Below are 25,539 nucleotides of genomic sequence, written 5' to 3'. Positions count from 1 at the left end.
GACTGAATGTCCCTGACCCGCGTTTCGGTCACCGCGGTGCGCAACCTGCACCCGGTGACCTTCTCCCCCTCTCCCCGCATCAACATCCTCTACGGCGAAAACGGCAGCGGCAAGACCAGCGTGCTCGAAGCCATTCACCTGTTGGGTCTGGCTCGCTCCTTCCGTAGTGCGCGTCTGCAACCGGTCATCCAGTACGAACAGCCGACCTGCACGGTTTTCGGCCAGGTCCTGCTGTCCAATGGCTTCTCCAGCGGCCTTGGTGTTTCCCGTGATCGTGATGGCGAGTTCCAGATCCGTATCGACGGGCAGAATGCAAGGAGTACGGCGCAACTGGCGGAAACGCTGCCGCTACAGCTGATCAACCCGGACAGTTTTCGTTTGCTGGAGGGAGCGCCGAAGATTCGCCGGCAGTTCCTCGACTGGGGAGTGTTCCACGTGGAACAGCGCTTCATGCAGGCCTGGCAACGCTTGCAGCAGGCGCTGCGCCAGCGGAACTCATGGCTCCGGCATGGTAAAATGGACGGTGCTTTGCAGGCCGCCTGGGACCGCGAATTATGCAACGCGAGCGATGAAATCGACGCCTATCGGCGGTCCTATATCCAGGCGCTCAAGCCGATCTTCGAGAACACGTTGGCGGAGCTCATCCAACTGGAGGGGCTGACGCTCAGCTATTACCGCGGTTGGGACAAGGACCGCGGCCTGAACGAAGTTTTGACCAGCAGCCTGCTGCGTGACCAGCAGATGGGACATACCCAGGCTGGACCACAAAGAGCGGATCTGAGAATTCGCCTGGACGGACACAACGCGGCAGAAATCCTGTCGCGGGGGCAGCAGAAACTGGTGGTCTGCGCCCTGCGCATCGCCCAGGGACATCTGATCAATCAAGCCAAACGCGGGCAATGCGTCTACCTGGTGGACGATCTGCCCTCGGAACTGGACGAGAAGCATCGACGCTCGTTGTGTCGATTGCTTGAAGATCTGGGTTGCCAGGTATTCATCACCTGCGTGGACCCGCAACTATTGAAGGACGGCTGGCGAACGGAAACGCCGGTATCCATGTTCCACGTGGAACATGGAAGAGTCTCTCAGGACACTACCATCGGGAGTGAAGAATGAGCGAGAACAACACGTACGACTCTTCCAGCATCAAGGTGCTGAAGGGACTGGACGCGGTGCGCAAGCGTCCGGGCATGTACATTGGTGACACGGACGATGGCACCGGTCTGCACCACATGGTCTTCGAAGTGGTGGACAACTCCATTGACGAGGCGTTGGCAGGCTTCTGCAGCGAAATTTCCATCACTATTCACACCGATGAGTCGATCACCGTACGTGACAACGGCCGCGGCATTCCGGTGGATATCCACAAGGAAGAAGGGGTTTCTGCCGCCGAGGTCATCATGACCGTGCTGCACGCCGGCGGTAAGTTCGACGACAATAGCTACAAGGTCTCCGGTGGTTTGCACGGCGTGGGCGTGTCGGTGGTGAATGCCCTCTCCCACGAGCTGCGGCTGACCATTCGTCGTGAAGGCAAGGTCTGGGAGCAGATCTATCACCACGGCGTTCCGCAGTTCCCGCTGCGCCCGGTAGGCGATACCGAAGGCTCCGGCACGGAGGTCCACTTCAAGCCCTCCCCGGAAACCTTCCACAACATTCACTTCAGCTGGGACATCCTGGCCAAGCGCATCCGCGAGCTGTCGTTCCTCAACTCCGGCGTGGGCATCGTGCTGAAGGATGAGCGTGCCGGCAAGGAAGAGCTGTTCAAGTACGAAGGTGGTCTGCGCGCATTCGTCGAATACCTGAACACCAACAAGAACGCGGTGAACCAGGTCTTCCACTTCAACATTCAGCGTGAAGAGGACGGCGTGGGCGTGGAAGTCGCCCTGCAGTGGAACGACAGCTTCAACGAGAACATCCTCTGCTTCACCAACAACATCCCGCAGCGCGACGGAGGTACCCACCTGGCGGGCTTCCGCTCCGCCCTCACCCGTCACCTGAACAACTACATCGAATCCGAGGGCCTGGCGAAGAAGTACAAGATCGCCACCACCGGTGACGATGCCCGCGAAGGCCTGACCGCGATCATCTCGGTGAAGGTACCGGACCCGAAATTCAGCTCGCAGACCAAGGACAAGCTGGTCTCCTCCGAGGTGAAGACCGCGGTGGAACAGGAAATGGGCAAGCACTTCGCCGACTTCCTGCTGGAGAATCCCAACGAGGCCAAGGCCGTCGTCGGCAAGATGATCGACGCCGCCCGTGCCCGCGAGGCCGCGCGCAAGGCCCGCGAAATGACCCGCCGCAAGGGCGCGCTGGATATCGCCGGCCTGCCCGGCAAGCTTGCCGACTGCCAGGAGAAGGACCCCGCCCTCTCCGAACTGTACATCGTGGAAGGTGACTCCGCGGGCGGTTCTGCCAAGCAGGGCCGCAACCGCAAGACCCAGGCGATCCTCCCGCTGAAGGGCAAGATCCTCAACGTGGAGAAGGCGCGCTTCGACAAGATGCTTTCCTCCCAGGAGGTCGGCACCCTGATCACCGCGCTGGGCTGCGGTATTGGCCGCGAGGAATACAACATCGACAAGCTGCGCTACCACAACATCATCATCATGACCGATGCCGACGTTGACGGTTCGCACATCCGTACCCTGCTGCTGACCTTCTTCTTCCGTCAGCTGCCGGAGCTGGTCGAGCGCGGCTACATCTATATCGCCCAGCCGCCGCTGTACAAGGTGAAGCGAGGCAAGCAGGAGCAGTACATCAAGGACGACGTGGCCATGGAGGAATACATGACCCAGTCGGCCCTGGAGGACGCCAGCCTGCACGTCAACGAAGGCGCCCCGGGCCTGTCCGGCGAGGCGCTGGAGAAGCTGGTCAACGAGTACCGTGGTGTGATGCGCACCCTCGCCCGCCTCTCGCGCGTATACCCGCAGGACCTGACCGAGCACCTGGTCTACCTGCCGCGCATCAGCGAAGAGCAGCTGGGTGACGAGGCCGCCATGCGCGCCTGGCTGGAGCGTTTCGAAGCGCGCCTGAAGGGCGCTGAGAAGTCCGGCCTGACCTACAAGGCCAGCCTGCGCGAAGACCGCGAGCGCCACCTGTGGCTGCCCGAGGTGGAAATGGTCGCCCACGGCCTGTCCAGCTATGTCACCTTCAACCGCGACTTCTTCGCCAGCAACGACTACCGCAGCGTCACCTCCCTCGGCGATCAACTGAACAATCTGCTCGAGGAAGGCGCCTACGTACAGCGTGGCGAGCGCAAGAAGCCGGTCGGCAGCTTCAAGGAAGCGCTGGAGTGGCTGATGAACGAAACCACCAAGCGCCACACCATCCAGCGCTACAAAGGACTGGGCGAGATGAACCCGGAGCAGCTGTGGGAAACCACCATGGACCCGAACGTCCGCCGCATGCTCAAGGTGACCATCGAGGACGCCATCGCCGCCGACCAGCTGTTCAACACGCTGATGGGCGACGCCGTGGAACCGCGCCGCGACTTCATCGAAAGCAACGCCCTGGCAGTATCCAACCTGGACGTCTGATCCTGACTGTAGGTGGGAAAAGTTATTTGCTCTTTCGGCCAAAGTTATTGGCCAGTAGCATGAAAGTCGAAGCCCCTGCTGATGCCTAATCAGCAGGGGCTTTTTGCTGAGTGCTGGAAGAGTTACTGAGTGGCTTGCCAGTCAACCAAGAAGGCTTCCGTGAGGCGATGCTTGGTCTTGTACTCCTCAACGATTCCGGCTGTTTCTTCATCCTGTTGAAGGTTGAATTCATTGAGGCTTCATGGTTTTTGTGCCCGGAATACGCCTGGTTCTGAGCGCATGACTATGTGGTGGATGCCTTATATCGCTGGCTTGAGAAGTAGCTTGTACGCCTATTCTCAGCTCTCTGGTCACGGACTGGTTGCCAAACAGCCGCAGGGATGCCATCGTAATGACGAATGTCATTACAGGTGTCAGTTGCCATGGCCTCCATCAATATCCGTATCGACGACGAGCTTAAAGTCCGGGCTTACCGTGAACTAGAAAGGCTCGGCGTCACTCCTTCCGAGCTGATGCGCCAAGCCCTGCAGTATGTGGCCGAGCGTGGTCAGCTGCCTTTTCGCCCAGTGCTGATGACCGAAGAAGATGAGGCTCTCATCGCCACGGTTCGCGAGCGCCTGGCCGCTCCCCAGCGCGTAAAGGTTGCGCTGGATGACCTATAGCCTTGAATTCGATGCGCGGGCACTGAAGGAGTGGCAAAAGCTGGGGGATACCATTCGCCAGCAGTTCAAGAAAAAGCTTGCGGAGGTGCTGGTCAATCCACGCATCGAGGCCAACCGCCTCCATTCGCTACCGGACTGCTACAAGATCAAGTTGCGTAGTAGTGGCTACCGGTTGGTTTACCAGGTAATCGACCACGAAGTCGTAGTGTTTGTAGTGGCGGTGGATCGGCGAGAGCGTGAGCAGGTGTACCGTAAGGCTGCCGAGCGGCTCAAGTAGTCGCTTGTCTGTGTCAGGTAGAGTCTGGCTTCAATGCAATGCGGGCCTATTCGCCATACAGCGGCTCGGCCCGAGAGTGCTCCAGCTGATTTGGTCGTGGTGCCGCAGTGGTTGCTTCGCCCCATCGTCATGCCTGGTGGTGCCGGTATCCAGGATGTCTTCATGCAGGTGTGCAGCGACACGGAGCGAACAGACAAAATTGTTGCCGAGGTCGAAGCGGCTTTTGGCCAGGGGCGAAAGATCCTGCTGCTGACTGAGCGAACAGATCATCTCAGCTCCATTGAGGAGAAACTGGTCGGGAGGGTTCGTAATCTGTTCACCTTGCATGGGCGGCTGTCCAAGAAGCAACGCACCGCGCTTATCGGCGAGTTGGCTGTATTACCACCTGATGCGCCGCGGGTGATCCTGGCAACAGGAAAATTGGTCGGCGAGGGTTTTGATCATCCAGCTCTGGATACCTTGGTTCTGGCCATGCCGGTTTCCTGGAAGGGTACCCTTCAGCAGTATGCAGGCCGTCTGCATCGGGAGCATGCGGACAAGGCGGATGTTCGCATCATTGATTTCATTGACTCCGGGCACCCGGCGTTGCTGCGCATGTGGAGCAAGCGCCAGGCTGGTTACAAGGCTATGGGATATGGGTTTGCTGATCCATCCAGCGCTATGGAGCTTCTGCCGCGGGACTGACAAGCCCTCGAAGTCGGCGACGGATGGAGAGACCTTCGACGTACGGGAAAGCAGCAGCGCCGGGCCAGGTAAAAAGCGGTTGTTACCGGCAGAGGTGGGGGTGGGAGATGTAGCAGGGTGTTACCTGCGGGTAGCGTGGCCGGGTGGGAAGGAAACAGGTAGCGCCCCAAATCGAGGCTCTTGAGATCAGGCCGAAATACTAAGTTATTGATTTTAAAGTATATTTAAAAGTTGGCACGCAGAGTGCTTTATAGACGACACAACAAGAACAATAACGCACCAACAAAAAAGCATTTCGACTCTGACAACTACAAAAACAACAGGCCAGAGAAGAAGCAAACATATTTTTTTGGAGCGGGTTTGCGGTTCCGGGTTTATCCCGGCGGTCGAGCGAAGAAGAACAAGACTACTGAAGTAGCTCTGGCTTCGATCGAGTCACCTGGTGACGACGGCAATGCCAACATCCAAAAAAATACGTTTGCCTTTGAAACCCCGGATGGGGTCGGATCGATAACAACAACAACAAGTCGATCAACAAGAAGAACAAAGCAGTGATTATTTGAGGGGAGCTTCGGCTCCCCTCAGTGCTTTCTGGCGGTCTGGTTCTGCAGGCCACCCAACCAGATCGTTTTTCCTTTGCGCTCCTGCTCCGTAGGGCGGGTGCAACCCGCCAAAGCGCGGCGGTATTGCGGCGGGTTTCACCCGCCCTACCCGCCCTACCTGCAACCCCCGATCACTCGCGAAAAACAAAAAGGGCCCTTTCGGGCCCTTCTGTTTTTGTGCCTGGAGAATCAGGAAGCCTTCGCCACCAGCGTCTCCACCGCGGGCAGTTCGCCCATGCCGCGCAGGGTATCGTTGACCCAGTTCTCGGCACGCTGGTTGAGCTCGGCGATGGCGCGCGGACCCTCGCCCTGCGGCTGCATCAGCGGGCCGATGACGACCTGGATGGTGCCCGGGTGCTTGGCCCAGCCGTTCTTCGGCCAGAAACGGCCGGCGTTGTGTGCGATGGGCAGCACCGGCAGGCTGGCGTTCACCGCCAATGCCGAACCGCCGCGGGAGAACTTGGCCGGCTCGCCGGCGGGGATGCGCGTGCCTTCCGGGAAGATCAGCACCCAGGCACCCTGCTGCAGGCGTTCATGGCCCTGCTTGGCCAGTTGCTTGAGCGCCACCTTGGGCTGGCTGCGATCGATGGCGATCGGCTTGAGCAGCGCCAGCGCCCAGCCGAAGAACGGCACGAACAGCAGCTCGCGCTTGAGCACCTGGCTCAGCGGCTCGAAGTAGCCGGAAAGGAAGAAGGTCTCCCAGGTGCTCTGGTGGTTGGAGAGGATCACGCAGGGGCGCTCCGGAATGTTCTCCACGCCGCGCACTTCGTAACGTACGTTGACCATGACCCGGGTCAGCCAGACGGCGAAGCGGCACCAGGTCTGCACGACGAAGCGGTAGCGCGCGCGGAACGGCAGCAGCGGGGCGATGAAGATGCTGAGAGTGCCCCAGACGAACGCGCTGATGGACAGCAGCAGGTAGTAAAGAACGGTTCTGATGGCCTGCACTGGAAATCCTCAGGTCAGTAAGTGGGTGGCGACCGCGGCGAGATCGTCGAATACCAGGGTGCCCTCCGGCAAGGGCTTCTCCAGGGTACGTTGGCCCTTGCCGGTTTTTACCAGCACGGGCTGACAATCGACGGCCAGGGCAGCGTCGAGGTCACCCCGGCTGTCGCCAACGAACCATACACCGGCGAGCGGTATGCCGTAATGCTCGCCGATCCGCTGCAGCATGCCCGGCTTCGGTTTGCGGCAATCGCAGCCGTCGTCCGGCCCGTGCGGGCAATGGACGATCAGGCCGACTTCGCCGCCCTGCTCCGCCACCAGTTGGCGCAGGCGCGCGTGCATGCTCTCCAGCGTCGCCAGGTCGTAGTAGCCGCGGGCGATACCGGACTGGTTGGTGGCCACCGCCACGGTCCAGCCGGCCCTGCTCAGGCGGGCGATGGCGGCGATGGCGCTGGGGATGGGAATCCACTCGTCGAGGGACTTGATGTACTCGTCGGAGTCGAGATTGATGACGCCGTCGCGGTCGAGGATCAGTAGTTTCATTGGTCCAATGCCAGAAATGGAAAAGCCGGAAACCCGCAACGGCGAACCGCGTCGGGCTTCCGGCTTGCCGTGGTCGATCAGCCCAGCAGCGAGATATCCGCCACGCCGAGGAACAGCCCACGCAGCTTGGCCAGCAGCGCGTAGCGGTTGGCGCGGACGGCGCTGTCGTCGGCGTTGACCAGTACCTCGTCGAAGAACGCATCCACCGGCGCACGCAGGGCCGCCAGGCGGGCCAGGGCGGTGCGATAGTCGCGTGCAGCGGCCAGCGGAGCGGCTTCGCCTTCGGCAGTCGCCACGGCGCTGCCCAGGGCCTTCTCGGCGGACTCGGAGAGCAGGCCGGCGTTCACCGAGGCAGGAACCTCGCCTTCAGCCTTGGCCAGGATGTTCGACACGCGCTTGTTGGCGGCGGCCAGGGCTTCGGCTTCCGGCAACTGACGGAAGGCCTGCACGGCCTGCACGCGCTGGTCGAAGTCCAGCGGCGCGGTCGGCTTCAGCGCGCGCACGGCCTGGTACACGGCGACGTCCACGCCTTCGTCCTCGTAACGCGCACGCAGGCGGTCGAAGACGAAGTCCTGCACCTGCTCGGCGAGGCCGGCGGCCTTCACCTTGTCGCCGTACTGGGCGATGGCGAAGTCCAGAGCCTGGGCCAGGTCGAGGTCGAGCTGCTTCTCGATCAGGATGCGCAGCACGCCGAGGGCGGCGCGACGCAGGGCGTACGGGTCCTTGCTGCCGGTGGGCAGCATGCCGATGCCGAAGATGCCGACCAGGGTGTCGAGCTTGTCGGCCACCGCCACGGCAGCGCCGGTCAGGGTGGTCGGCAGCTCGGCGCCGGCGCCGCGCGGCATGTACTGCTCGTTCAGCGCCAGGGCGACGTCTTCCGCTTCACCGCCGGCGGTCGCGTAGTAGTAGCCGGCGATGCCCTGCATCTCCGGGAACTCGCCGACCATCTCGGTGGCCAGGTCGCACTTGGAGAGGATGCCGGCACGCGCGGCATTGGTAGCGACACCGCCAATGCGTTCGGCGATGAACGCGGCCAGGGCGGAAACCCGCTCGGCCTTCTCGTACACGGTACCGAGCTGGGCCTGGAACACCACGTTCTTCAGGCGCTCGTTGAACTGATCCAGCGGCTGCTTCTTGTCCTGCTTGAAGAAGAACTCGGCGTCGGTCAGGCGCGGACGCACGACCTTCTCGTTACCGGAGACGATGTGCTCCGGCGCCTTGCTCTGCACGTTGGTCACGGTGATGAAGCGCGGCAGCAGCTTGCCGTTGGCGTCCAGCAGGCAGAAGTACTTCTGGTTGTCCTGCATGGTGGTGATCAGGGCTTCCTGCGGCACGGCGAGGAAGCGCTCCTCGAAGGAGCAGACCAGCGGGACCGGCCACTCGACCAGCGCGGTCACTTCGTCGAGCAGCGCCGGCGGGACGATGGCGGTGCCCTTCTGCTCCGCCGCCAGTTCGGCTACGCGTTTGGAAATCAGCTCGCGGCGCTCGGCGAAGTCGGCCAGCACGTGGGCGCTGCGCAGGTCTTCCAGATAGTTGGCCGGACTGGTGATCAGCACGTTGTCCGGATTGTGGAAGCGGTGGCCGCGGGACTCGCGACCGGCCTTCTGCGCAAGGATCTCGCAGTCGACCACGTCGTTACCGAACAGCATCACCAGCCACTGGGTCGGACGGACGAACTCGTCGCGGCGCGCGGCCCAGCGCATTCGCTTGGGAATCGGCAGCTCGTTCAGCGAGGCTTCGACGATGCCCGGCAGCAGGCCGACGGCCGGCTGGCCGGCGATGGTCTGGCTGAACTTCAGCTTCGGACCGCTCTTGTCGATCAGCTCCAGGTCGACGCCGCACTTCTTGGCGAAGCCGAGGGCAGCCGGGGTCGGGTTGCCGTTGGCGTCGAACGCGGCCTGCAGCGGCGGGCCGTCGAGGTTCACGCTGCGGTCCGGCTGCTGCACGGCGAGCTGGTCGATCTGCACGGCTAGGCGACGCGGAGCGGCGTAGCAGCGGGCGGCGGCATAGCCGAGGCCGGCGGCTTTCAGACCCTTCTCGATACCGGCAAGGAAGGCTTCGCCGAGGCTCTTCAGCGCTTTCGGTGGCAGCTCTTCGGTGCCCAGTTCAACCAGGAAATCCTTCGCGCTCATTATTCGGCCTCCTTCAGCTTGGCCAGTACTTCGTCACGCAGTTCGGCGGTGGCCATCGGGAAGCCGAGGCGCGCGCGGGCCTGCAGGTAGCTCTGCGCCACGTTACGGGCCAGGGTGCGGACGCGCAGGATGTAGCGCTGGCGTTCGGTCACCGAGATGGCGCGGCGGGCGTCCAGCAGGTTGAAGGTGTGGGAGGCCTTGAGGACCATCTCGTAGGTCGGCAGCGGCAGCTCCAGCTCGATCAGGCGGTTGGCTTCGCTCTCGTAGAAGTCGAACAGCTCGAACAGCTTCGGCACGTTGGCGTGCTCGAAGTTGTAGGTCGACTGCTCCACCTCGTTCTGGTGGAACACATCGCCATAGGTGACCTTGCCGAAGGGGCCGTCAGCCCAGATCAGGTCGTACACCGAGTCGACGCCCTGGATATACATGGCCAGGCGTTCCAGACCGTAGGTGATCTCGCCGGTGACCGGGTAGCACTCGATGCCGCCGACCTGCTGGAAGTAGGTGAACTGGGTCACTTCCATGCCGTTCAGCCAGATCTCCCAGCCCAGGCCCCAGGCGCCGAGGGTCGGCGATTCCCAGTTGTCCTCGACGAAGCGGATGTCGTGGACCAGCGGGTCGATGCCGATGGCCTTCAGCGAGCCGAGGTACAGTTCCTGGAAGTTTTCCGGGTTCGGCTTCAGCACGACCTGGAACTGGTAGTAGTGCTGCAGGCGGTTCGGGTTCTCGCCGTAGCGGCCATCGGTGGGACGGCGGCTCGGCTGCACGTAGGCGGCGTTCCAGGTTTCCGGGCCGATGGCGCGGAGGAAGGTGGCGGTGTGGAAGGTGCCGGCGCCTACTTCCATGTCGTAGGGCTGCAGCACCACGCAACCCTGCTCTGCCCAGTACTGTTGCAAGGCAAGGATCAGGTCTTGGAAGGTGCGCACGGCGGGCGTAGTCTGGCTCACGGATTTCACCTGTGCTGGGATTCGACGTAAAACGCCGGAGTATACCCCATGTGCGGGACTCCCCACTCCCCCGCCCGACCATACGGAAAGCCTTATGCCACGCTGCTTCTGGTGCAACGACGATCCGCTGTACATCGACTACCACGACACCGAATGGGGCGTGCCGCAGCGCGATCCGCAGGCGCTGTTCGAACTCCTGCTGCTGGAGGGATTCCAGGCCGGGCTGTCATGGATCACCGTGCTGAAGAAGCGCCAGCGCTACCGAGAGGTGCTGTTCGGCTTCGACGTCGAGCGCGTGGCGCGGATGAGCGACGAGGAGATCGAGGAGCGCATGCAGGACCCCGGCATCATCCGCAACTTTGCCAAACTCAAGGCTGCACGGCAGAACGCCCGCGCCTGGCTGGCTCATCCGGACCCGGTCGAACTGCTCTGGTCGTTCGTCGGCGGTGAACCGAAGATCAACCACTTCAGCGGTCGCGGCGACGTGCCGGCGGTGACACCGGAGGCCGAGGCGATGAGCAAGGCGTTGAAGAAGGCCGGCTTCACCTTCGTCGGGCCGACCATCTGCTATGCGTTCATGCAGGCCAGCGGGATGGTGATGGACCACACCGTCGACTGCGATCGGTATGCGCAATTGAGCTGAGTGTTCCACGTGGAACAAATTTCGTAGGGCGGGTGCAACCCGCCATTCCCAATCCCGGCGGGTTGCACCCGCCCTACGGCTCCCGACCGGTTAAACTAGCTCCCTTTCAATCTGGGGGAATTTCCGTGGAGAAGTTCAAAGGTGCAGTGGTAGTCGGCGCATTGCGCCTGTTCGCCCTGCTGCCGTGGCGGGCGGTGCAGAAGACCGGTGCGGCGATCGGCTGGATGATGTGGAAGGTGCCGAACCGTTCCCGCGAGGTGGCGCGGATCAATCTGAGCAAGTGCTTCCCCGAGCTGGACGAAGCCGCACTCGACGATCTGCTGCGGCGCACGCTGATGGACACCGGCCGGACCTTCACCGAAAGCGCCTGCGCATGGATCTGGCCGGCCCAGCGTTCCATCGACCTGATCCGCGAGGTCGAGGGTCTGGACGTGATCCACGCTGCACTGGCTTCCGGCAAGGGTGTGGTGGGCATCACCAGTCACCTGGGCAACTGGGAAGTGCTCAACCACTACTACTGCAGCCTGTGCAAGCCGATCATCTTCTACCGCCCGCCGAAGCTGAAGGCGGTGGACGAACTGTTGCAGAAGCAGCGCGTGCAGCTCGGCAACCGTGTCGCGCCGTCGACCAAGGAAGGCATCCTCAGCGTCATCAAGGAGGTTCGCCGGGGTGGTGCCGTGGGTATTCCGGCCGATCCGGAGCCTTCCGAAAGTGCCGGTTTCTTCGTGCCCTTCTGCGGCACCCAGGCGCTGACCAGCAAGTTCGTCGCCGGCATGCTCGCTGGCGGAAAGGCCCAGGGTGTGTTCATCCACTCGCTGCGCCTGGAGGACGGTTCCGGTTTCAAGGTGATCTTCGAAGCGGCGCCGGAGGAAATGTACAGCACCGACGCGAAGACCTCGGTGGCGGCCATGAGCAAGGTCGTCGAGCGCTATGTGCGCACTTGGCCCAGCCAGTACATGTGGACCATGAAGCGCTTCAAGAAGCGCCCGGAAGGCGAGGCTCGCTGGTACTGATTCCTTCCCCGAGGCGTGCGGCCCTTCAGGGAGGCCGCCGCCTGCCGATATCCTCGACATAGCCGACTGTTGAACGAGCTCCGCCATGGCCAATCAGCGCAAGTACCCACGCACCTCGATGATATGCCGGATCAGCATCAGCCACCCGAGCTCCGGCGTACTGATCGGCCAGACCCGCGACCTCTCCGAAGGCGGGGTCTATGTCCACAATCCCAACCTCGCCAGCCTGGCCATCGGCACCCGCGTCAGAGGGCAGATACAGGACCTGCCGGTGGAAGCGCCGGTGCTGGAGATGGAGGTCACCCGCACCGACGCCGAAGGCGCCGGATTGCGCTTCGTCGACAAAGGCTGAAGCAGCGCCCGATTCGCTCTTGCCGCAGGCAACCGCCGCCCGTATAGTCCCCCGCCAATGGGGTAAATGATAATTCTTATCAATTGTGGCGGTGGACCATGCAGGCTTCGATGGGCGCGAAGGATATTCTGCGGCAGCTCTACGTCGATCATCACGGCTGGCTGAAAGGCTGGCTGCGTCAGCGTCTCGGCGACCGCGAACATGCCGCCGACATCGCCCACGACACCTTTCTCCGCCTGCTGGTTTCCGGCCGCATGCCCGGCCAGCAGGAAGGCCGCAGCTACCTGGTGCAGATCGCCCGCAACCTGGTCATCGACCAGTGGCGCCGGCAGCGCATCGAGCGCGCCTACCTGGACAGCATCGCCCACCTGCCCGAGCCGGAATCCCCGTCGCTGGAAGAGCGCGCGATGATCCTGGAAACCCTGATGCAGATCGACGCCATGCTCGACCGCATGCCGGCCAGGGTACGCGCCGCCTTCCTCATGTCGCAGTTCGAAGGGCTCGGCTACGGGCAGATCGCCGAGCGCCTGCAGGTCAGCGTCAGCTCGGTGCAGAAGTACATGATCCGCGCCATCCAGAGCTGCTACCAGGTGCTCTACGACGCATGAACGCCAAGCATGAAATGCCAGTGCCCCCGGCCGTCGTCGAACAGGCCAGCGAATGGCTGATGCTGCACTGGAGCGGCGAAATGGACGCCGTGCAGCGCAAGGCGTTCCACGCCTGGCATGCCGCCGACCCGGAACATCGCCGCGTCTGGCAACGCCTGCAGCACCTGCAGGGCACCCTCGCCGGCGTGCCCGCGGCGACCGCACGGGCGGTGCTCAGCGAGCAGCCGGACCAGCGTCGTCGGCAGTTCCTCAAGCTGACCGGATGGATGCTGGCGGTTGGCGCCAGCGGCTACCTGTCGACCGAGCTGCCGTGGCGGGAAACCTTCGCCGACCAGCGCACCGCCAAGGGCGACCGCCGTCACCTGCGCCTGGACGACGGCAGCCTGCTGGACCTGAACAGCGGCACCGCGGTGGATATTCGTTTCGGCGCCCTCGAACGCCGTATCCGCCTGCTCTCCGGGGAAATCCTCCTGCGCAGCGGACAGGATCCGGTGCGCCCGCTGATCGTCGAGACCGCTGCCGGCGATATCCAGGCCCTCGGCACCCGCTTCGCCGTGCGCGAGCTGGACGGCGGCAGCCGCGTCGACCTCTACCAGGGCGAAGTGGAAATCCGCCCGCGCCATGTCAGCGGCACCCGGCTGAAGGCGGGACAGCGGCTGTGGTTCGACGCCGACCGCCTTGGCCTGCTGCAGACTGCCGACGCCAACGCCTGCGCCTGGAGCGAAGGCCGGCTGGTCGCCGAGCGGCAACCGCTGGGGCAGTTCCTCGCCGAACTGGCGCGCCATCGCCCCGGCCTGCTGCGCTGCTCCGACGATGCGGCCGAACTGCTGCTCACCGGCGTATTCCCGCTGGCCGACACCGACCGTATCCTCGCCGCCCTGGAGCGTTCGCTGCCGGTGCGGGTGAGCTATCGGACGCGCTACTGGGTGACAGTGGAACACCGCGCCTGACTCCGAGGATTGTCGCCCGAGGTGGGCTTTCGTGTAGGAGCCAGCTTGCTGGCGATCCGGAGCATCAATCAGGCAATGGTGTGGCCGGTGGGCGCCGTTGATCGCCAGCAAGCTGGCTCCTACAGGGATCGTCGCGGGCGGAAAGGTGGGTATTCCACCATCAAAAAAATCTTTCCAAAGCACTGTCGGTTTCCCCGACTCGTCCGGGATACCTCTTGAACGATCAACTCGAAGCATTCTCAAGAGGACCTTCCGGAATGCCCCACGCACCGACCACCCGTCCCACGCGCCTTGCCCTTGCCGTGTTCGCCGGCCTGCTGGGCAGCGCGCCGCTGCTGCTCGCCCCCCTCCCCTCCCAGGCCGCCAGCGCGGCCAGCCAGCAGCGCCAGTACGCCATTCCGGCCGGCAGCCTCGACCAGGCGCTCAACCGCTTCGCCAGCGAGTCCGGCGTGCTGCTCTCGGTGGACGCCGGGCTGACCGCCGGCAAGCGCAGCGCGGGTCTGCAGGGCAGCTACACCACGGACGAGGCGCTGGACCGCCTGCTGCGCGGCAGCGGCCTGCAGGCCAGCCGCGAGGCCGACGGCAGCTACACCCTGGTGCTGGCGCCGCGCGCGTCGCTGCTGGAAATGGAAGCCACCACCGTCTCCGGGCTGGCCGCCAACGTGCCCAGCGAAAGCACCGACTCCTACACGGTCGGCTCGACCAGCAACTCGACCAAGCTGAACCTGTCGCTGCGCGAGACGCCGCAGACGGTCAGCGTGATGACCCGCCAGCGCATGGAAGACCAGGGCCTCAACAGCCTCACCGCCGTGCTCGAACAGACTCCCGGCCTGTCCGTGCAGCACTACGACAGCGAACGCTTCAACATCTGGTCGCGCGGCTATGCGATCGAAAGCTTCCAGTTCGACGGCATCCCCACCACCCTGATGCCCGGCACCACTGCCACCCCGCAGAGCCTGGCGGACATGGCGATCTACGACCGCGTGGAAGTGCTGCGCGGCGCCAGCGGCCTGCTCACCGGCGCCGGCGATCCGTCCGGCACCGTCAACCTGGTGCGCAAGCGTCCCACCGACAGCTTCCAGGGCTACGTCAGCGGCGGCCTCGGCTCCTGGGACCTGTACCGCACCGAGGTGGATGTCTCCGGCCCGCTCAACGACAGCGGCAAGCTGCGCGGCCGCGCCGTCGGCGCCTACCAGACCAACAACAGCTACGTCGATTACTACGAGCAGGAAAAGCAGGTCTACTACGGCATCATCGAAGCCGACCTCACCGACAGCACCCTGCTCACCCTCGGCGTCGACTACCAGAAGTACGCGCCGCAGGGCGTCTCCTACGGCAGCTTCCCGATCTTCTACAGCGACGGCTCGCAGACCGACTTCTCACGCTCGTTCAACCCGGCCGCGCGCTGGAGCCATCGCGACCAGGACACCGTGAACACCTTCTACTCGCTGGAGCAGCGCCTGTTCGACGACTGGACGCTGAAGCTGGCGGTCAACCAGATGTACAGCAAGCGCGACTACACCCTGGCCTCGGCGAGCTGGGGCTTTCCCGACCGCGAGACCGGCGACGGCGTGCGCCTGTTCGGCGGCAACGGCAGCGGCTGGCAGAAGCAGACCGGCGTCGACCTGATGGCCCAGGGCCCGTTCCAGCTGTTCGGCCGTCAGCACGAACTGGTGCTGGGCTACAACTGGTCCAGGTTCGACGACCACAACGACCCCGACCTCGACGATCTCGAAGGGCGCGAGGTGAACATCTACACCTGGAACAACGACACGCCGAAGCCCATCTCCCAGGGCAAGCTGATGGACAACGACACCCTGATCTATCAGCACGGCGTCTACCTCGCCACCCGCCTGAAGCCCACCGACGAGCTGTCGGTGATCCTCGGCGGGCGAGTCAGCGACTATAAGGAAAAATCCTCGCTGGACTTCGTGGTGCCGGACTTCCAGCCCTTCAGCAGCACCACCCGCCTGAAGGAAAGCGGCCAGTTCACGCCCTACGCCGGCGTGGTCTACGACCTCACCGAACAGCATTCGGTGTATGCCAGCTACACCAGCATCTTCCGCCCGCAGAGCGAGCGCGACGCCAGTGGTTCGACGCTGGAGCCACTTGAAGGCGACAGCTACGAAGTCGGCCTGAAGAGCGAGTTCTTCGGCGGCCTGCTGAACACCGCCGTGGCCTACTACGAGACCAAGCAGGACAACCTCGCCGAGGCAGATCCCGGCCAGATCGTCCCCGGGACCATCGACGAGCCGGCCTTCCGTGCGGTGCAGGGCGCCAAGACCAAGGGCTACGACCTGGAGGCGAGCGGTGAGCTGATGCCGGGCTGGAACCTCATCGCCAGCTACAGCCACAGCGTCACCAAGGATGCCGAGGGCGAGCGGATCAACACCGTGGCGCCGGCGGAGATGGTCAAGCTGTGGACCACCTACCGCCTGCCCGGCGAGTGGAACCAGCTGACCGTCGGCGGCGGCGCCCGCTGGCAGAGCGGCATCCACTTCACCGAGGCACCGTTCGACCTGGGCGGCATCACCGCCAAGGCCAAGCAGGAGCAGTACACAGTGGTCGACCTGATGAGCCGCTACCAGTTCACCGAGCAACTGAGCGCGACCGTCAACGTCAACAACCTGTTCGACAAGAAGTACTTCAGCGCGCTGGATACCACCTTCTACGGCGGCTACTACGGCGAACCGCGCAACGTCCTGCTGACCGGCCAGTACCGCTTCTGAATATGTAGGTTGGCGCTGAGCTTGCGAAGCCCAACATTGCCGGTGTTGGGCTTCACTGCGTTCAGCGCCAACCTACGGCTACGAACCGGTGGAAATGCTTCGCGATTTCCACCCTACGGTACTGCCTGGCTCCTGCAGGATCGCAGCCGTGCTGAACAAAAAACGCACAATAAACCTGACTTCCAGGTCCGTTCTCCGCTAGAATGCGCGCCGCCCGGCATCCCGTTGGCATGGGTTCCCTCACCCCATCACGCAAAAAGGACATCGCATGTCAGCCTTTTCCCCGGCGGCACGGCGCGGCGCACTCGCCGGCCTGATCGCCTTCCACATCCTCATCATCATCGCCAGCAACTACCTGGTGCAGTTGCCCATGACCCTGTTCGGCTGGCAGACCACCTGGGGTGCGTTCAGCTTCCCGTTCATCTTCCTCGCCACCGACCTCACCGTACGCCTGCTCGGCAAGGGGCCGGCGCGGCTGGTGATCGCCCGGGTCATGCTGCCGGTGCTGGCGGTGTCCTACGTGGTCTCGGTGCTGTTCCAGGAAGGCGCCTTCCGTGGCGTCGGCGCGCTGGCGGAGTTCAACACCTTCGTTGCGCGCATCTCGCTGGCCAGCTTCCTCGCCTACGCCCTCGGGCAGATCCTCGATATCCAGGTTTTCGACCGCCTGCGCAAGCTCGCCCAATGGTGGATCGCCCCGGTGGTCTCGACCATCGCCGGCAATCTGCTGGATACCTTCGCCTTCTTCTCCATCGCCTTCTGGCGCAGCGACAACCCGTTCATGGCCGAGCACTGGGTGGAGATCGCCACGGTGGACTACGGCGTCAAGCTGGCGGTCAGCCTGATCCTCTTCGTGCCGCTTTATGGCGTGCTGCTGAACGCGATACTCAAACGCCTGACCGCCCGCCCCGCCCTCGCCTGATTCGTGCGGAAGCGGACGAGATCGTGTCGAGCGCCAGGGCGGCGGTGGATGCGGTGGCGGTGGAGGTGCTCTGAGGGAGCGGAGCTGGGATGGTGGACGTGAAAAACGACGTCCACCCTACGCCGAGGCGTCCGTCGTAACTGTAGGGCGGGTGCAACCCGCCGTTTCGCGGTGGCGGGTTGCACCCGCCCTACGGTTCAGCTTCTGCCCTTGTCCAGCTTGCGCAGAAACACCGTCATCTCCTTCTCCGCCTGCTTGTCCCCATGCGCCTGCGCCGCGGCGATGCCGTCGGTCCAGGCCTGGCGGGCGCCGTTGGGGTCGCCGCTGGCTTGCAGTGCCTTGCCCAGCAGCTTCCAGGCGGCGGAATACTTCGGGTCCTGCTCTACGCAGCGGCGCAGGTGCTCGACAGCCCGCGCTGCATCGCCGGCATCCAGGTAACCCTTGCCCAGGCCAAAGCGCAGCAGCGGGTTATCCACACCCTTGGCGAGCATCTTTTCCAAACCTTCAAGCATGTAAGTCTCCCGTAGGTTGGCGCTGAGCCCGCGAAGCCCAACTATGGAGGGGCGATGGCAAATGTTGGGCTTCACTGCGTTCAGCGCCAACCTACGCACTGTCGACGCCCCCACCGACTCCAACCTAGAAGAACGTCAGCCCCGCCTGGAACAGCTTCTCCACCTCGCGGATGCGGCGCTTGTCGACCACGAAGAGGATCACGTGGTCGCCCGACTCGACGACCGTCTCACTGTGCGCGATCAGCACGTCGTCGCCGCGGATCACCGCGCCGATGGTGGTGCCCGGCGGCAGGTTTACCTCGCTGAGCGGGCGGCCGATGACCTTGCTCGACTTGGAGTCGCCGTGGGCGATCACCTCGATGGCCTCCGCCGCGCCGCGCCGCAGCGAGTGCACGCTCTCCACGTCGCCGCGGCGCACGTGGGTCAGCAGGGTGCCGATGGTGGCCAGCTGCGGGCTGATGGCGATGTCGATGTCGCCGCCCTGCACCAGGTCGACGTAGGCCGGGTTGTTGATGAGGGTCATCACCTTGCGCGCGCCGAGCCGCTTGGCCAGCAGCGAGGACATGATGTTCGCCTCGTCGTCGTTGGTCAGGGCGAGGAACAGGTCGGCGTCGCCGATGTTCTCCTCCACCAGCAGGTCGCGGTCGGAGGCGCTGCCCTGGAGGACGATGCTGTTGTCCAGGGTTTCCGAGAGGTGCCGGCAGCGCGCCGGATTGCGCTCGATGATCTTCACCTGGTAGCGGTTCTCGATGGCCTCGGCGAGGCGTTCGCCGATGTTGCCGCCGCCGGCGATGATGATCCGCTTGTAGCTGTCCTCCAGCCGGCGCATCTCGCCCATCACCCCGCGGATGTGGGCCTTGGCGGCGATGAAGAACACTTCGTCGTCGGCCTCGATCAGGGTGTCGCCCTTGGGGATGATCGGCCGGTTGCGCCGGTAGATCGCCGCCACGCGGGTATCGGCGTTGGGCATGTGCTCGCGGATCTGCCGCAGTTCCTGGCCGACCAGCGGGCCGCCGTAGTAGGCGCGGATGCCGACCAGCTGGGCCTTGCCGTCGGCGAAGTCGATCACCTGCAGTGAGCCGGGATACTCGATCAGGCGCTTGATGTAGTTGGTGACCACCTGCTCGGGGCTGATCAGCACGTCGACCGGGATGGCCTCGTTGTCGAACAGGCCGGCGCGGGTCAGGTAGGCCGCCTCGCGCACCCGGGCGATGCGCGTCGGCGTGTTGAACAGGGTGTAGGCGACCTGGCAGGCGATCATATTCACCTCGTCGCTGTTGGTCACCGCCACCAGCATGTCGGCATCGTCGGCGCCGGCCTGGCGCAGCACCGTGGGGTACGAGGCCTTGCCGTGCACGGTGCGGATGTCCAGGCGGTCGCCGAGGTCGCGCAGGCGCTCGCCATCGGTGTCGACCACGGTGATGTCGTTGGCTTCGCTGGCGAGGTGTTCTGCCAGTGTGCCGCCGACCTGGCCGGCACCGAGGATGATGATTTTCATGGAAGCGCGGGTTTCCCGATTCAGGCTGGTGCCGACAATTATCGCGCGGCGACGCTAGCGTGCAGAAATCTTGATCAATTTCGCGTAGTAAAAACCGTCGTGTCCGTCATCCTGCGGCAGCAACTGGCGGCCGTGCGGCTGCTTGATGCCCCAGGGGCCGGCCAGATCCAGTTCGCGCGCGCCTGGCGTACGGGCGAGGAAGGCGTCGAGGGTGCCGGTGTTTTCCTGCGGCATCACCGAGCAGGTCGCGTAGACCAGTACACCGCCCACTTCCAGCGTCGGCCACAGCGCGTCGAGCAGTTCGCCCTGCAATTGCGCCAGCGCGGCGATGTCGTCGGCGGTGCGGGTCAGCTTGATGTCCGGATGGCGGCGGATCACCCCGGTGGCCGAGCACGGGGCGTCGAGGAGGATGCGCTGGAACGGCTTGCCGTCCCACCAGGCGGCGGTGTCGCGGGCGTCGGCGGCGATCAGCTGGGCGTTCAGATTCAGCCGCTCAAGGTTCTCGCGCACGCGGACCAGGCGCGATTCTTCCAGGTCGACGGCGACCACCCCGGCCAGTGCCGGTTCGGCTTCCAGCAGGTGGCAGGTCTTGCCGCCGGGCGCGCAGCAGGCGTCCAGCACGCGTTGGCCGGGGGCCAGTTCGAGCAGGTCGGCGGCCAGTTGCGCGGCCTCGTCCTGCACGCTCACCCGGCCTTCGGCGAAGCCCGGCAGCTCGCGTACGTCGCACGGCAGGGCGAGCAGGATGCCGTCGCGGCTGTAGGCACAGGCGCTGGCGTCGATACCGACGCGCAGCAGTTCGGCGAGATAGTCATCGCGCGTGCCGTGGCGGCGGTTGACCCGCAGGATCATCGGTGGATGGGCGTTGTTCGCCGCGCAGATCGCTTCGAACTGCTCGGGCCAGGCCTGTTTCAGCGCCTTCTGCAGCCAGCGCGGATGCGCCAGGCGCGCGGCGGGATCGCGGTCGACATCGGCCAGCAGCCCTTCGCCCTCGCGCTGCGCGCGGCGCAGCACGGCGTTGAGCAGGCCCTTGGCCCAGCCCTTCTTCAGCTTGTCGGCGCAGCCCACGGTTTCGCCGATGGCGGCGTGCGGCGGGATGCGCGTGTAGAGCAACTGGTACAGGCCGACCAGCAGCAGCGCCTCGACGTCGCGGTCGCCGGCCTTGAACGGCTTCTGCAGCAAGCGTGCAGCGAGCGCGGACAGACGCGGCTGCCAGCGCGCGGCGCCGAAGGCCAGCTCCTGGGTCAGGCCGCGGTCGCGCGGGGCGACCTGCTCCAGTTGCGCCGGCAGCGAGCTGCCCAGCGAGGCGCGGCCGGCCAGTACGGCGGCCAGCGCGCGGGCGGCGGCGAGGCGGGGGCTGGTGTTCATTGGCCCGGCTCCTGTGGACCAAGAGCCTGTTGACCAAGAATCAGGCCGGCGGCGAACTGTTCGCGACGGCTGTTGAACAGGTCGGCGAAGGCCAGCGGCTTGCCGCCCGGCAGTTGCAGGCGGGTCAGGCGCAGCGCGCCGTCACCGCAGGCGACCAGCAGGCCGTCGCGGCTGGCGTCGAGGATCCTGCCGGGTTCGCCGCGGCCGTCGGCCAACTGCGCGCCCCAGACTTTCAGCGGCTCGCCGTTCAGCGTGGTGTGGCAGGTCGGCCACGGGTCGAAGGCTCGCACCAGCCGTTCCAGCTCAACGGCCGGGCGCGACCAGTCGATGCGCGCCTCGTCCTTGTTCAGCTTGTGTGCGTAGGTGGCGAGGCTGTCGTCCTGCACTTCGCCCTGCAGCGTGCCTTCGGCCAGGCCGGCGATGGCCTGCACCACGGCTTGCGGGCCCATCTGGGCGAGGCGGTCATGCAGGCTGCCGCCAGTGTCTTCGGCGGAGATCGGCGTGGTGACCTTGAGCAGCATCGGCCCGGTATCGAGGCCGGCTTCCATCTGCATCACCGTGACGCCGCTTTCCGCGTCGCCCGCCTCCACCGCGCGCTGGATCGGCGCGGCGCCGCGCCAGCGCGGCAGCAGCGAGGCGTGACTGTTGATGCAGCCGAGGCGCGGGATGTCGAGCACCACCTGCGGCAGGATCAGGCCGTAGGCGACCACCACCATCAGGTCCGGCTTGAGCGCGGCCAGTTCCGCCTGGGCGGCGGGATCGCGCAGGGTCGGCGGCTGCAGCACCGGCAGGCCGTGTTCCAGCGCTAGCTTCTTCACCGGGCTGGGCATCAGCTTCTGCCCGCGGCCGGCCGGGCGGTCCGGCTGGGTGTAGACGGCGACGATCCGGTGCGGGGTGTCGAGCAGGGCTTTCAGATGCTCGGCGGCGAATTCCGGGGTACCGGCGAAGACGATGCGCAATGCTTGGCTCATGCGGGCTTCTACTCGCTAAAAGAAAAAAGGCTTGCCGGAGCAAGCCTTTAGAAATGTGGGGATCAGGCGCGCTGGCGGTGCTGCTTTTCCAGCTTCTTCTTGATCCGGTCGCGCTTGAGGCTGGACAGGTAGTCGACGAACAGCTTGCCGTTGAGGTGGTCGCATTCGTGCTGGATGCACACTGCGAGCAGACCTTCGGCGATTTCCTCGAACGGTTTGCCGTCGCGGTCCAGCGCCTTGATCTTCACCTTCTGCGGGCGGTCGACGTTCTCGTAGAAGCCGGGCACCGACAGGCAGCCTTCCTGGTACTGATCCATCTGTTCGGTCAGCGATTCGAACTCGGGGTTGATGAACACCCGAGGCTCGGACTTGTCCTCGGACAGATCCATGACGACGATGCGCTTGTGCACGTTCACCTGGGTGGCGGCGAGGCCGATACCGGGGGCTTCGTACATCGTCTCGAACATGTCGTCGATCAGCTGGCGCACGGCGTCATCGACCACCTCGACGGGCTTGGCGATCGTGCGCAGACGCGGATCGGGGAATTCGAGAATGTTCAGAATAGCCATATGCGTTTGTGATGCACTTGTGCGATATAGTCGAAACCGGCTGCTAACATGATGAGCAGCATCGAAAAAGCGGCTGGAAAGCACGAATGGGGCGGCTTCCAGGCGTTTCATGTGTATACATAATAAAGGGATTCACCGCATGAGGAAAACACTCATCGCCCTGCTGCTGCTGGCAGCGGGCGGCGTGGCGCAGGCTGCCGTGCAACTCAGGGAAGGTCATCCGGAGCGCTACACGGTGGTCAAGGGCGACACCCTTTGGGACATCTCCGGCAAATTCCTGACAAAACCGTGGAAATGGCCGGAAATCTGGCATGTGAATCCGCAGATCCAGAACCCGCACCTGATCTATCCCGGCGACGTCCTCAACCTCGTCTACATCGACGGCCAGCCGCGCCTGGTGCTCAACCGCGGCGCCTCCCACGGCACCATCAAGCTGTCGCCGCGGGTACGCAGCGAGCCGATCGCCGAATCGATCCCGACCATTCCGCTGGAAAAGATCAACGCCTTCCTGCTGTCCAACCGCATCGTCGAGAGTGACGGCGATTTCACCAGCGCGCCCCACGTGATCGCCGGCGATTCCGAGCGGGTGGTCAGCGGCGCCGGCGACCGCGCCTACGCCCGCGGCAATTCGCTGGCCGAAGAAGGCAACTACGGCATCTTCCGCCAGGCCAAGGTCTACGTGGACCCGGACACCGACGAGGTGCTCGGCATCGACGCCATGGATATCGGCAGCGCCAACGTGGTGGCCAGGGAAGGTGACGTCGCCACCCTCAGCCTGACCCGCACCACCCAGGAAGTGCGCCCGGGCGACCGCCTGTTCCCCACCGAGGAGCGCGCGGTCAACTCGACCTTCGTTCCCAGCGAGCCGAGTACCCAGATCAACGGCACCATCATCGACGTACCGCGCGGCGTGACGCAGATCGGCAAGTACGATGTGGTCACCATCGACAAGGGTGCGCGCGACGGGCTGGCGGAAGGCAACGTGCTGGCGATCTACAAGCTCGGCGAGACGGTGCGCGACCGCGTGACCGACGACCTGGTGAAGATTCCGGACGAGCGCTCCGGCCTGGTGATGATCTTCCGCACCTATAACCGCCTCAGCTACGGCCTGGTGCTGACCGCCAACCGTTCGCTGGAGGTCGAGGACAAGGTGCGCAACCCGTGAGTTGAGCGCCGCCCGCTCAGGAAAAACCCGCTTCGGCGGGTTTTTCTTTGGTCCATCTGCAGGCCGGGTGCAACCCGCCATGGCACCTCCGGATTGGCGGGTTGCATCCGCCCTACCTGCGTTCTCCGATAACCCGCGAAGCACCTTTACCTCTTTCGGAAGGGACTGACAGCTGCTGCGAGACGTCGGCCGGCATATTCCGGGGCTTCTGCGAGGAGCCCGCCATGTCCACCGAACGAATTTCACCCGCCGAACTGGAAGCGCGCCTGCGCCTGCACGCCCTGCCGGAACTGGGGCCGCGCCGCTTCCGCAAGCTGCTCGCTGCCTTCGGCTCGGCATCGGCTGCGCTGAGCGCGCCGGCCTCCGCGTGGCGCTCGCTGGGATTGCGCATGGAATCCGCCGAACAACGGCGCAGTGCCGAGGTACGGGAACAGGCGCATCGCGTCTTGCGCTGGCTGGAGGCGACGCAGAACCACCTGCTGATGTGGGACGACCCCGACTACCCCGCCCTGCTCGCCGAACTGGCGGATGCCCCGCCGCTGCTGTTCGTCGCCGGCTCCCGCGCGCTGCTCGAACAGCCGCAACTGGCCATGGTCGGCAGCCGCCGCGCCAGCCGTCCCGGCCTGGACTGCGCCCATGCCTTCGCCCGCAGCCTGGCCGGCGGCGGCTTCAGCATCGCCAGCGGGCTGGCGCTGGGCATCGACGGTGCCGCCCACCTCGGCGCGCTGGACGCCGGCGGGCGGACGGTGGCGGTACTGGGCACCGGTCTGGAGCGGATTTATCCACAGCGGCACAAGGGACTGGCGCAGCGGATCGTCGCCGAGGGCGGCGCGCTGGTTTCCGAACTGCCGCTGGACTGCCCGCCGCAGTCGGCAAACTTCCCGCGGCGCAACCGAATCATCAGCGGCCTGTCGCTGGGCGTGCTGGTGGTGGAAGCCAGTCCGTCCAGCGGCTCGCTGATCACCGCGCGGCTGGCGGCCGAGCAGGGCCGCGAGGTGTTCGCCATTCCCGGTTCGATCCACCATCCCGGCGCCCGTGGCTGCCATGAACTGATCCGCCAGGGCGCGACGCTGGTGGAAAGCGTCGACGATATCCTGGCCAGCCTGCGCGGCTGGCAGAACCTGGCGCCCGCGCCGGCTGCCCGCGAGGTCCGGCATCCCATCCTCGACCTGCTGCGCGCCGCCCCGCAGAGCTGCGAGGCGCTGGCGGCAGGCAGCGGCTGGAGCCTGCCGGAGGTGCTGGTGGCGCTCACCGAACTGGAGCTGGACGGGCTGGTGGCCTGCGAGGCAGGCCTCTGGATGCATCGCGCCTGCTGAAAAAGTAAACTGCCGCCCACTTGTTCACCGTGGAGTGGTTCGATGATCAGCAGTTGGCGCGTTCAGCGCATGGCCAAGGTAGTGCGCGAAGGCGGCGTGATCGCCTATCCCACCGAAGCGGTATGGGGCCTCGGCTGCGACCCGTGGAACTCCGACGCGGTCTACCGTCTGCTGGCCATCAAGGCGCGCCCGGTGGAAAAGGGCCTGATCCTGGTCGCCGACAATATCCGCCAGTTCGACTTCCTCCTCGAAGACCTGCCCGAAGCCTGGCAGGACAAGCTCGCCTCCAGCTGGCCGGGGCCGAACACCTGGCTGGTGCCGCACCAGGGGCGCCTGCCCGAGTGGATCACCGGCCAGCACGACAGCGTTGCCCTGCGCGTCAGCGAGCATCCGCTGGTGCGCGAACTGTGCGCGCTGACCGGTCCGCTGGTCTCGACCTCCGCCAACCCCGCCGGCCGCCCGGCCGCGCGCACCCGCCTGCGCATCGAGCAGTACTTCCACGACGAACTGGACGGCGTGCTCGGCGGCGCCCTGGGAGGACGGCGCAATCCCAGCCTGATTCGCGACCTGGTCACCGGCGAGGTGGTGCGCCCGGCTTAAGTGA

22 protein-coding genes and 2 pseudogenes are annotated in these 25,539 nt (G+C 64.8%); 15 read left to right on the top strand and 9 right to left on the bottom strand.

All coding sequences use genetic code 11. The features are described 5' to 3' along the window. Positions 1-6 precede the first annotated feature (6 nt). The 5 genes and pseudogenes from recF to JFY56_RS11915 form a co-directional block, all read left to right on the top strand. Positions 7-1,109 (top strand): annotated as a pseudogene (recF, locus tag JFY56_RS11935) (DNA replication/repair protein RecF). Between the two features lie 3 nt (positions 1,110-1,112). Next, a complete protein-coding gene (gene gyrB / locus JFY56_RS11930; protein WP_208313969.1) occupies positions 1,113-3,533 on the top strand; it encodes a DNA topoisomerase (ATP-hydrolyzing) subunit B in 2,421 nt (806 codons plus the stop codon). Positions 3,534-3,955: 422 nt separating this feature from the next. After that, positions 3,956-4,195: a type II toxin-antitoxin system RelB/DinJ family antitoxin gene (locus tag JFY56_RS11925; RefSeq protein ID WP_208313968.1), complete on the top strand. Its 240-nt coding sequence runs from the start codon at positions 3,956-3,958 to the stop codon at positions 4,193-4,195. Continuing rightward, positions 4,185-4,472 carry a type II toxin-antitoxin system RelE family toxin gene (locus JFY56_RS11920; protein ID WP_208313967.1) on the top strand — a complete coding sequence of 96 codons (288 nt, stop codon included), beginning with the start codon at positions 4,185-4,187 and terminating at the stop codon, positions 4,470-4,472. The genes JFY56_RS11925 and JFY56_RS11920 overlap by 11 nt, the downstream gene beginning before the upstream one ends. Positions 4,473-4,505: 33 nt before the next feature. Continuing rightward, positions 4,506-5,156, top strand: a pseudogene (locus JFY56_RS11915) (DEAD/DEAH box helicase); the annotation flags it as partial. A 791-nt stretch (positions 5,157-5,947) separates the two neighbouring features. Here the strand turns inward: JFY56_RS11915 and JFY56_RS11910 are convergent. The 4 genes from JFY56_RS11910 to glyQ form a co-directional block, all read right to left on the bottom strand. Continuing rightward, positions 5,948-6,706: a lysophospholipid acyltransferase family protein gene (locus tag JFY56_RS11910; protein ID WP_208313966.1), complete on the bottom strand. Its 759-nt coding sequence runs from the start codon at positions 6,704-6,706 to the stop codon at positions 5,948-5,950. Positions 6,707-6,715: 9 nt separating this feature from the next. Beyond that, positions 6,716-7,246, bottom strand: coding sequence for a D-glycero-beta-D-manno-heptose 1,7-bisphosphate 7-phosphatase (gene gmhB, locus JFY56_RS11905; protein ID WP_208313965.1), 531 nt, complete (start codon positions 7,244-7,246; stop codon positions 6,716-6,718). 77 nt (positions 7,247-7,323) lie between these two features. Continuing rightward, positions 7,324-9,378, bottom strand: coding sequence for a glycine--tRNA ligase subunit beta (glyS, locus tag JFY56_RS11900; protein WP_208313964.1), 2,055 nt, complete (start codon positions 9,376-9,378; stop codon positions 7,324-7,326). Then, positions 9,378-10,325 carry a glycine--tRNA ligase subunit alpha gene (glyQ, locus tag JFY56_RS11895; protein WP_208313963.1) on the bottom strand — a complete coding sequence of 316 codons (948 nt, stop codon included), beginning with the start codon at positions 10,323-10,325 and terminating at the stop codon, positions 9,378-9,380. The genes glyS and glyQ overlap by 1 nt, the downstream gene beginning before the upstream one ends. Positions 10,326-10,419: 94 nt before the next feature. Between glyQ and JFY56_RS11890 the strand changes: the two genes are divergently transcribed. The 7 genes from JFY56_RS11890 (at position 10,420) to JFY56_RS11860 (ending at position 17,539) form a co-directional block, all read left to right on the top strand. Next, positions 10,420-10,968 carry a DNA-3-methyladenine glycosylase I gene (locus JFY56_RS11890; protein ID WP_208313962.1) on the top strand — a complete coding sequence of 183 codons (549 nt, stop codon included), beginning with the start codon at positions 10,420-10,422 and terminating at the stop codon, positions 10,966-10,968. A gap of 125 nt (positions 10,969-11,093) precedes the next feature. Next, a complete protein-coding gene (locus JFY56_RS11885) occupies positions 11,094-11,981 on the top strand; it encodes a lysophospholipid acyltransferase (protein ID WP_208313961.1) in 888 nt (295 codons plus the stop codon). A gap of 85 nt (positions 11,982-12,066) precedes the next feature. Further along, on the top strand, positions 12,067-12,333 hold the full coding sequence (locus tag JFY56_RS11880; RefSeq protein WP_208313960.1) for a PilZ domain-containing protein: 267 nt from the start codon (positions 12,067-12,069) through the stop codon (positions 12,331-12,333). Positions 12,334-12,443: 110 nt separating this feature from the next. Then, positions 12,444-12,941, top strand: a complete 498-nt coding sequence (locus JFY56_RS11875; protein ID WP_236032564.1) for a sigma-70 family RNA polymerase sigma factor — start codon at positions 12,444-12,446, stop codon at positions 12,939-12,941. Then, complete coding sequence (locus tag JFY56_RS11870; protein ID WP_208313958.1) at positions 12,938-13,891, top strand: FecR domain-containing protein; 954 nt, start codon at positions 12,938-12,940, stop codon at positions 13,889-13,891. Before JFY56_RS11875 ends, JFY56_RS11870 begins: the two co-directional genes overlap by 4 nt. Before the next feature lie 257 nt (positions 13,892-14,148). Next, a complete protein-coding gene (locus tag JFY56_RS11865; protein WP_208313957.1) occupies positions 14,149-16,620 on the top strand; it encodes a TonB-dependent siderophore receptor in 2,472 nt (823 codons plus the stop codon). A gap of 268 nt (positions 16,621-16,888) precedes the next feature. Continuing rightward, positions 16,889-17,539 (top strand): 7-cyano-7-deazaguanine/7-aminomethyl-7-deazaguanine transporter, encoded by a 651-nt coding sequence (locus JFY56_RS11860; protein ID WP_208313956.1) that lies wholly within the window; start codon positions 16,889-16,891, stop codon positions 17,537-17,539. 197 nt (positions 17,540-17,736) lie between these two features. Here the strand turns inward: JFY56_RS11860 and JFY56_RS11855 are convergent, their stop codons facing one another. The 5 genes from JFY56_RS11855 to def all read right to left on the bottom strand — a co-directional run bounded on the left by JFY56_RS11855 (position 17,737) and on the right by def (position 22,454). After that, positions 17,737-18,051, bottom strand: a complete 315-nt coding sequence (locus JFY56_RS11855; protein WP_208313955.1) for a tetratricopeptide repeat protein — start codon at positions 18,049-18,051, stop codon at positions 17,737-17,739. A 124-nt stretch (positions 18,052-18,175) separates the two neighbouring features. Further along, positions 18,176-19,549: a Trk system potassium transporter TrkA gene (gene trkA, locus JFY56_RS11850; RefSeq protein WP_208313954.1), complete on the bottom strand. Its 1,374-nt coding sequence runs from the start codon at positions 19,547-19,549 to the stop codon at positions 18,176-18,178. Positions 19,550-19,603: 54 nt separating this feature from the next. Next, complete coding sequence (gene rsmB / locus JFY56_RS11845) at positions 19,604-20,914, bottom strand: 16S rRNA (cytosine(967)-C(5))-methyltransferase RsmB (protein WP_208313953.1); 1,311 nt, start codon at positions 20,912-20,914, stop codon at positions 19,604-19,606. Further along, entirely contained in the window at positions 20,911-21,885 is a 975-nt protein-coding gene (gene fmt, locus JFY56_RS11840) for a methionyl-tRNA formyltransferase (protein ID WP_208313952.1), read from the bottom strand. Before fmt ends, rsmB begins: the two co-directional genes overlap by 4 nt. Positions 21,886-21,947: 62 nt before the next feature. Next, a complete protein-coding gene (gene def / locus JFY56_RS11835; RefSeq protein ID WP_208313951.1) occupies positions 21,948-22,454 on the bottom strand; it encodes a peptide deformylase in 507 nt (168 codons plus the stop codon). A 139-nt stretch (positions 22,455-22,593) separates the two neighbouring features. Between def and JFY56_RS11830 the strand changes: the two genes are divergently transcribed. The 3 genes from JFY56_RS11830 to JFY56_RS11820 all read left to right on the top strand — a co-directional run bounded on the left by JFY56_RS11830 (position 22,594) and on the right by JFY56_RS11820 (position 25,535). Further along, positions 22,594-23,619 (top strand): LysM peptidoglycan-binding domain-containing protein, encoded by a 1,026-nt coding sequence (locus tag JFY56_RS11830; protein WP_208313950.1) that lies wholly within the window; start codon positions 22,594-22,596, stop codon positions 23,617-23,619. Between the two features lie 224 nt (positions 23,620-23,843). Next, the gene (dprA, locus tag JFY56_RS11825; RefSeq protein WP_208313949.1) at positions 23,844-24,935 is read left to right on the top strand and encodes a DNA-processing protein DprA; all 1,092 of its coding nucleotides are present in this window, start codon (positions 23,844-23,846) and stop codon (positions 24,933-24,935) included. Positions 24,936-24,977: 42 nt separating this feature from the next. Further along, entirely contained in the window at positions 24,978-25,535 is a 558-nt protein-coding gene (locus JFY56_RS11820; RefSeq protein WP_208313948.1) for an L-threonylcarbamoyladenylate synthase, read from the top strand. The last annotated feature ends 4 nt before the right edge of the window (positions 25,536-25,539 follow it).

Origin of the sequence: Pseudomonas schmalbachii (assembly GCF_017589465.1) — a bacterium.
In the GTDB taxonomy this organism is placed as follows: Bacteria; Pseudomonadota; Gammaproteobacteria; order Pseudomonadales; family Pseudomonadaceae; genus Pseudomonas; species Pseudomonas schmalbachii.
This window is presented reverse-complemented; position numbering and strand designations above follow the sequence as displayed.

Coding starts and splice junctions, on each gene's coding strand:
- gyrB (WP_208313969.1), top strand. CDS start 1,113: ATGAGCGAGAACAACACGTACGACTCTTCCAGCATCAAGGTGCTGAAG.
- JFY56_RS11925 (WP_208313968.1), top strand. CDS start 3,956: ATGGCCTCCATCAATATCCGTATCGACGACGAGCTTAAAGTCCGGGCT.
- JFY56_RS11920 (WP_208313967.1), top strand. CDS start 4,185: ATGACCTATAGCCTTGAATTCGATGCGCGGGCACTGAAGGAGTGGCAA.
- gmhB (WP_208313965.1), bottom strand. CDS start 7,246: ATGAAACTACTGATCCTCGACCGCGACGGCGTCATCAATCTCGACTCC.
- glyS (WP_208313964.1), bottom strand. CDS start 9,378: ATGAGCGCGAAGGATTTCCTGGTTGAACTGGGCACCGAAGAGCTGCCA.
- JFY56_RS11890 (WP_208313962.1), top strand. CDS start 10,420: ATGCCACGCTGCTTCTGGTGCAACGACGATCCGCTGTACATCGACTAC.
- JFY56_RS11880 (WP_208313960.1), top strand. CDS start 12,067: ATGGCCAATCAGCGCAAGTACCCACGCACCTCGATGATATGCCGGATC.
- JFY56_RS11875 (WP_236032564.1), top strand. CDS start 12,444: ATGGGCGCGAAGGATATTCTGCGGCAGCTCTACGTCGATCATCACGGC.
- JFY56_RS11870 (WP_208313958.1), top strand. CDS start 12,938: ATGAACGCCAAGCATGAAATGCCAGTGCCCCCGGCCGTCGTCGAACAG.
- JFY56_RS11865 (WP_208313957.1), top strand. CDS start 14,149: ATGCCCCACGCACCGACCACCCGTCCCACGCGCCTTGCCCTTGCCGTG.
- JFY56_RS11860 (WP_208313956.1), top strand. CDS start 16,889: ATGTCAGCCTTTTCCCCGGCGGCACGGCGCGGCGCACTCGCCGGCCTG.
- JFY56_RS11855 (WP_208313955.1), bottom strand. CDS start 18,051: ATGCTTGAAGGTTTGGAAAAGATGCTCGCCAAGGGTGTGGATAACCCG.
- trkA (WP_208313954.1), bottom strand. CDS start 19,549: ATGAAAATCATCATCCTCGGTGCCGGCCAGGTCGGCGGCACACTGGCA.
- rsmB (WP_208313953.1), bottom strand. CDS start 20,914: ATGAACACCAGCCCCCGCCTCGCCGCCGCCCGCGCGCTGGCCGCCGTA.
- fmt (WP_208313952.1), bottom strand. CDS start 21,885: ATGAGCCAAGCATTGCGCATCGTCTTCGCCGGTACCCCGGAATTCGCC.
- def (WP_208313951.1), bottom strand. CDS start 22,454: ATGGCTATTCTGAACATTCTCGAATTCCCCGATCCGCGTCTGCGCACG.
- JFY56_RS11830 (WP_208313950.1), top strand. CDS start 22,594: ATGAGGAAAACACTCATCGCCCTGCTGCTGCTGGCAGCGGGCGGCGTG.
- dprA (WP_208313949.1), top strand. CDS start 23,844: ATGTCCACCGAACGAATTTCACCCGCCGAACTGGAAGCGCGCCTGCGC.
- JFY56_RS11820 (WP_208313948.1), top strand. CDS start 24,978: ATGATCAGCAGTTGGCGCGTTCAGCGCATGGCCAAGGTAGTGCGCGAA.